Here is a 4,704-nt window from a genome sequence, read left to right as displayed (position 1 = left end):
GCTTCCGAAAAACCGGTTTCAGTACGTGCGATTGGTTGTATTATTTTGGGTCATCAGAAACATCATGTTAACGTTATTTTAGAGAGGTATTTGTGCTGATTTTACTCTTTGTTAGTACTATTTTAAAGCAGTATATTACACGTGTGATTTAAATATAATTTGCACGTGCAAAATATTTTTTTTAAATTCGTATATCTTTTAATTATATGTATCATGAACACAAAACTTACTTTAACTATTGAAGAGTCCGTAATTGCAAAAGCTAAAAAGTATGCAAAGGATAAAGACCGCAGTTTATCTGATATAATTGAAAATTATTTAAAAGTTTTAACAAATCAGCCCAATTCAAATCCCATTGAATTAACGCCGATGGTAAAATCATTAAAAGGTTCATTTAGTACACCTAAAAATTTTGATTATAAAAAGGAATTAACAAAAGCTTTATCTGAAAAACATTTATAAGCAATGTCAAAAGTTTTACTGGATTCCGATGTTATTTTAGATTTCTTTTTTGATAGAGAACCGTTTTCGGAAAATGCTGCTCAGATTTTATCCTTGTGCGAATCAAAAGAAATTACAGGCTATATCACGCCTGTTATTCTCAGTAATGTTTATTATCTTTTGCGTCAATCGGCTACACACGAAAAGGTTATTGAAAAATTGAAAATGTTAGTTTCATTCACTGAAATACTGGTTATTAATAAAGAATCCATACTTCAGGCACTACATTCAGAATTCAAAGATTTTGAAGATGCATTGCAAAATTATGCAGCAGAAATAAATGACACAATCGATTGTATAGTTACAAGAAACACAAAAGACTATAGAAAAAGTACGCTAGGCGTCTTAACTCCTGAAAACTATTTAAAAATGAGAGCGATTGTAAAAAAACATTTGTAGATTGTATTCAATTTAAAATACAATAAAAAAGGAGCTCAATTGAGCTCCTTCTATTTTTAATAATCTTCGTCTTCATCATCTTCATTCGATGGTTCGTCGGTATCATCTTCATCATCCTCGTCGTCGTCTGAACCTCCGGCATCTTTTAATAAATCTATTTCTGTGTCGTCATCAGAAGGGGCATCGTCATCGTCTTCATCTACATCTACTTCATCAATATCATCGTCTAAATCCAAACCTTTTACCGGTGCAATTGTTTCCACTTCTACGTCGATATCTTCATCGTCTTCAAAATTTTCAATTCGTGTAGCCAGTTTTTTACTCACTTTTACTAAATAAATAGTGTCTTCGGTGCGAACTTCCACCGCTTCAATAAGTTCATTTTGGGCATTTCTAAAGCGAATAATATCAGAATCTTCATAGCCTTCCGGAAATTTTTCCACAAGCATAGACAAGATATCATTCGTCAGTTTGGCATAATCAACAATAATTCTTCTCATAAAAAAATCAATTATAAATCAAGTAAGTAAGCAAAAATTAATGGTGCAACAATCGTAGCATCCGATTCAATAATAAATTTAGGCGTGTGAATGTCTAATTTACCCCAAGTAATTTTTTCATTAGGAACTGCTCCGGAATAGGAACCGTAACTGGTAGTTGAATCAGAAATCTGGCAGAAGTAACTCCAAAATGGCACATCATGCATTTCCATATCCTGATACAACATCGGCACCACACAAATAGGAAAATCTCCGGCAATACCTCCTCCAATTTGGAAGAAACCCACACCTTTTCCGGTTGAATTTTTCGGGTACCAATCGGCCAACCACATCATGTATTCAATACCGCTTTTCATGGTAGTAGGTTTGAACTCACCTTTGATGCAGTATGAGGCAAAAATGTTCCCCATCGTGCTGTCTTCCCATCCGGGAACTACAATTGGTAAATTTTTCTCAGCCGCAGCAACCATCCATGAATCTTTCGGGTCAATTTCGTAGTATTGTTTTAAAACACCTGAATTAATCATTTGGTACATAAATTCATGCGGGAAATAACGTTCTCCTTTTGAATCGGCATTGTTCCAAATATCAAATAAATGTGATTGTAATCTTCGGAAGGCTTCTTCTTCTGGAATACAAGTGTCTGTAACTCTATTGTAATGATTCTCTAGTAAATCCCATTCTTCCTGCGGACTCAAATCGCGGTAATTGGGAACTCTTTTATAGGAATTATGAGCGACCAAATTCATGATATCTTCTTCCAAGTTAGCTCCCGTACATGAAATGATGTGTACCTTGTCTTGTCTGATCATTTCTGCTAACGATTTTCCAAGCTCAGCAGTACTCATTGCACCGGCAAGCGTAATCATCATTTTGCCGTTTTCAAGGAGATGTTGCTCATATCCTTTGGCAGCATCAACCAATGCAGCGGCATTGAAATGAAGATAATTTTTCTCAATAAATTGACTGATAGGTCCTTTACTCATTTTTTGTTTCTTAAATAATATACTATAAATATCGGCTCAAAGAAAAACTATTTTTCTGAAAAGACAAATTCTTTTTTTTTGCAAAATAACTATTTTTTGTCGTACCCTAAAATAGATAAAACGTCTTCGGCACTTTGCTGTTCAGAGAACACTTCGGTGGCTAAAATTCCGTTTTCATCACGATCGATTAGGATATGTTTGGGTTGCGGAATCAAACAGTGGTGCAATCCTCCAAAACCTCCAATCGTTTCCTGGTAGGCTCCGGTGTTAAAGAAACCAATATACAACGGTTTTTCTTTGTTGTATTTTGGTAAATAAACCGCATTCATATTTTGTTCCGAGTTGTAATAATCGTCGCTGTCGCACGTCAAGCCGCCTAGCAATACGCGTTCGTAAGTATCATTCCATCGGTTGATGGCCAACATCACAAAACGTTTGTTTATGGCCCAAGTGTCAGGTAAAGTAGTAATGAACGATGAATCAATCATGTTCCACTTTTCTCGATCGTTTTGTTGCTTTTGATACAATACTTGGTAAATTGCTCCACCACTTTCGCCAACGGTAAAAGAACCAAATTCGGTAAAAATATTAGGGACATCTACCTCCGCTTCTTCACAGGATATTTTGATTTGATTGATAATTTCATCAATCATGTATTGGTAATCATATTCAAAAGCCAGGGAGTTTTTAATCGGGAATCCACCGCCAATGTTCAAACTGTCGAGTGTGGGACATTCTTTTTTCAAAGCCACATAAACTTTCATACATTTTAGAAGTTCATTCCAGTAGTAGGCTGTATCGCGGATTCCGGTGTTGATAAAAAAGTGAAGCATTTTCAGTTCTACTTTTTTATTTTCTTCAATTTGTTTTCTGTAAAAAGGAAGGATATTTTTATAACCAATGCCTAAACGAGAGGTATAAAACTCGAACTTTGGCTCTTCTTCGGCTGCAATACGGATACCGATTTTGAATTTACCGTCGATTTTCTCCTGTAGTAAATCCAATTCTTCATAATTATCAATAATCGGAATGGTTTTATTATGGCCCTTATTAATCAAGCCGGCAATGTTATCAATGTACTGTTCTCTTTTAAAACCGTTACAAATTACATACGTATTTTTATTGATTTTGCCTTCAGCCATCAAATTCTCAACGATATTAATGTCAAAAGCAGAAGAAGTTTCAATGTGAATATTGTTCTTAAACGCTTCATTCATAATAAAACTAAAGTGCGAACTCTTGGTGCAATAACAATAGTAATATTTGGCATCGTACTTGTTTTTTTCCATCGCTTTTCTAAACCAACCTTTTGCACGGTTGATGTTGCTGGAAATTTGAGGTAAATAAGTGAATTTAAGCGGTGTGCCATATTGCTCCACAATTTTCATCAAATCGATGTTGTGAAACTGGAGGTTGTCTTTATTTAAAGTGAATTCTTCCTGAGGGAAGTAAAAGGTTTGGTTGATCAGGTCGAAATATTTTGTGTTCATTTAGTTGTCAGATATATAGATTAAAGATAGGAAAAATAACTACTCATCTATATTTCAAACCCTGATATTCGCAAAAATGATTTGCAGTTTTTCGTGATACAATCTAGAAAACTCAAAACTTTCAAAAGTTACGATACTTTCATGTGCTTCTAAGTTTTTCAAAAATCGTTGAAAAGTTTGTGAAGTTCCGAAAATTTCCGAAGTCGGTTTTTGACTATTTGAGTTTCTGTTCATTGCAACAAATGTAAAAAATATTATAAACCAAATACAAGGCTTTGTATTAAAAAAATATTATGATTGATAGTCTACAAATGACCTGATAATCCACTCATCTTCAATTAATTGATTAATTTTAGTGCCTCCGATACCATTCAATAATGCGTATTGAACGGTTCCGTGTTCATTTTTTTTGTCGTGAATCAATAATTCCATCACGTTTTTGATATCATTTTCGGTAAATCTAACAATCGGATACAATGATTGTAGGGTTGCTTTTATTTGTAAGTATTCTTCGGGTTTGATGAACCTTTTTTGTAGCGAAAGATAACTTTCCAAAATCATTCCAATGGCAATTGCTTCACCATGAAGCAAGGTTTTTTTTGTTTTGTCTTCTAGAAAATAACTTTCAATGGCATGACCCAATGTGTGCCCGAAATTTAGTGCTTTTCGAATACCGTTTTCAGTTGGGTCTTGCAAAACAATTGCATTTTTTATCACAATCGATTCATAAATCAGTTGCTCCAAATCTTCGGTAGTCAGCTGACTTAAATGCTGCAGTTTTTCCCAGTATTTTTGGTCAAAAATGAGTCCGTGTTTCAACATTTCCGC

The 4,704-nt window shown here is 34.4% G+C and carries 5 protein-coding genes and 1 pseudogene; 2 read left to right on the top strand and 4 right to left on the bottom strand.

The window, feature by feature from the left end; genetic code table 11:
- The first annotated feature begins 213 nt into the window (after positions 1-213).
- Positions 214-462 carry a DUF6364 family protein gene (locus tag ACIQ2S_RS11450; protein WP_396176097.1) on the top strand — a complete coding sequence of 83 codons (249 nt, stop codon included), beginning with the start codon at positions 214-216 and terminating at the stop codon, positions 460-462.
- A 3-nt stretch (positions 463-465) separates the two neighbouring features.
- On the top strand, positions 466-900 hold the full coding sequence (locus tag ACIQ2S_RS11445) for a type II toxin-antitoxin system VapC family toxin (RefSeq protein WP_396176095.1): 435 nt from the start codon (positions 466-468) through the stop codon (positions 898-900).
- A gap of 56 nt (positions 901-956) precedes the next feature.
- Here ACIQ2S_RS11445 and ACIQ2S_RS11440 read toward each other — a convergent pair whose 3' ends face one another.
- The 4 genes and pseudogenes from ACIQ2S_RS11440 to ACIQ2S_RS11425 all read right to left on the bottom strand — a co-directional run.
- Entirely contained in the window at positions 957-1,400 is a 444-nt protein-coding gene (locus ACIQ2S_RS11440; RefSeq protein WP_396176093.1) for a DNA primase, read from the bottom strand.
- A gap of 11 nt (positions 1,401-1,411) precedes the next feature.
- Positions 1,412-2,386 (bottom strand): deoxyhypusine synthase family protein, encoded by a 975-nt coding sequence (locus ACIQ2S_RS11435; protein ID WP_396176091.1) that lies wholly within the window; start codon positions 2,384-2,386, stop codon positions 1,412-1,414.
- 89 nt (positions 2,387-2,475) lie between these two features.
- Positions 2,476-3,876 carry an arginine decarboxylase gene (locus tag ACIQ2S_RS11430; protein ID WP_396176089.1) on the bottom strand — a complete coding sequence of 467 codons (1,401 nt, stop codon included), beginning with the start codon at positions 3,874-3,876 and terminating at the stop codon, positions 2,476-2,478.
- Positions 3,877-4,167: 291 nt separating this feature from the next.
- A pseudogene (locus ACIQ2S_RS11425) lies at positions 4,168-4,704 on the bottom strand (3-dehydroquinate synthase); the annotation flags it as partial.

Source organism: Flavobacterium sp., from assembly GCF_044371705.1.
In the GTDB taxonomy this organism is placed as follows: domain Bacteria; phylum Bacteroidota; class Bacteroidia; order Flavobacteriales; family Flavobacteriaceae; genus Flavobacterium.
The sequence above is the reverse complement of the archived record's forward strand: the minus strand, read 5'-3'. Positions and strand labels throughout refer to the sequence as shown.

Coding starts and splice junctions, on each gene's coding strand:
- ACIQ2S_RS11430 (WP_396176089.1), bottom strand. CDS start 3,876: ATGAACACAAAATATTTCGACCTGATCAACCAAACCTTTTACTTCCCT.
- ACIQ2S_RS11440 (WP_396176093.1), bottom strand. CDS start 1,400: ATGAGAAGAATTATTGTTGATTATGCCAAACTGACGAATGATATCTTG.
- ACIQ2S_RS11435 (WP_396176091.1), bottom strand. CDS start 2,386: ATGAGTAAAGGACCTATCAGTCAATTTATTGAGAAAAATTATCTTCAT.
- ACIQ2S_RS11450 (WP_396176097.1), top strand. CDS start 214: ATGAACACAAAACTTACTTTAACTATTGAAGAGTCCGTAATTGCAAAA.
- ACIQ2S_RS11445 (WP_396176095.1), top strand. CDS start 466: ATGTCAAAAGTTTTACTGGATTCCGATGTTATTTTAGATTTCTTTTTT.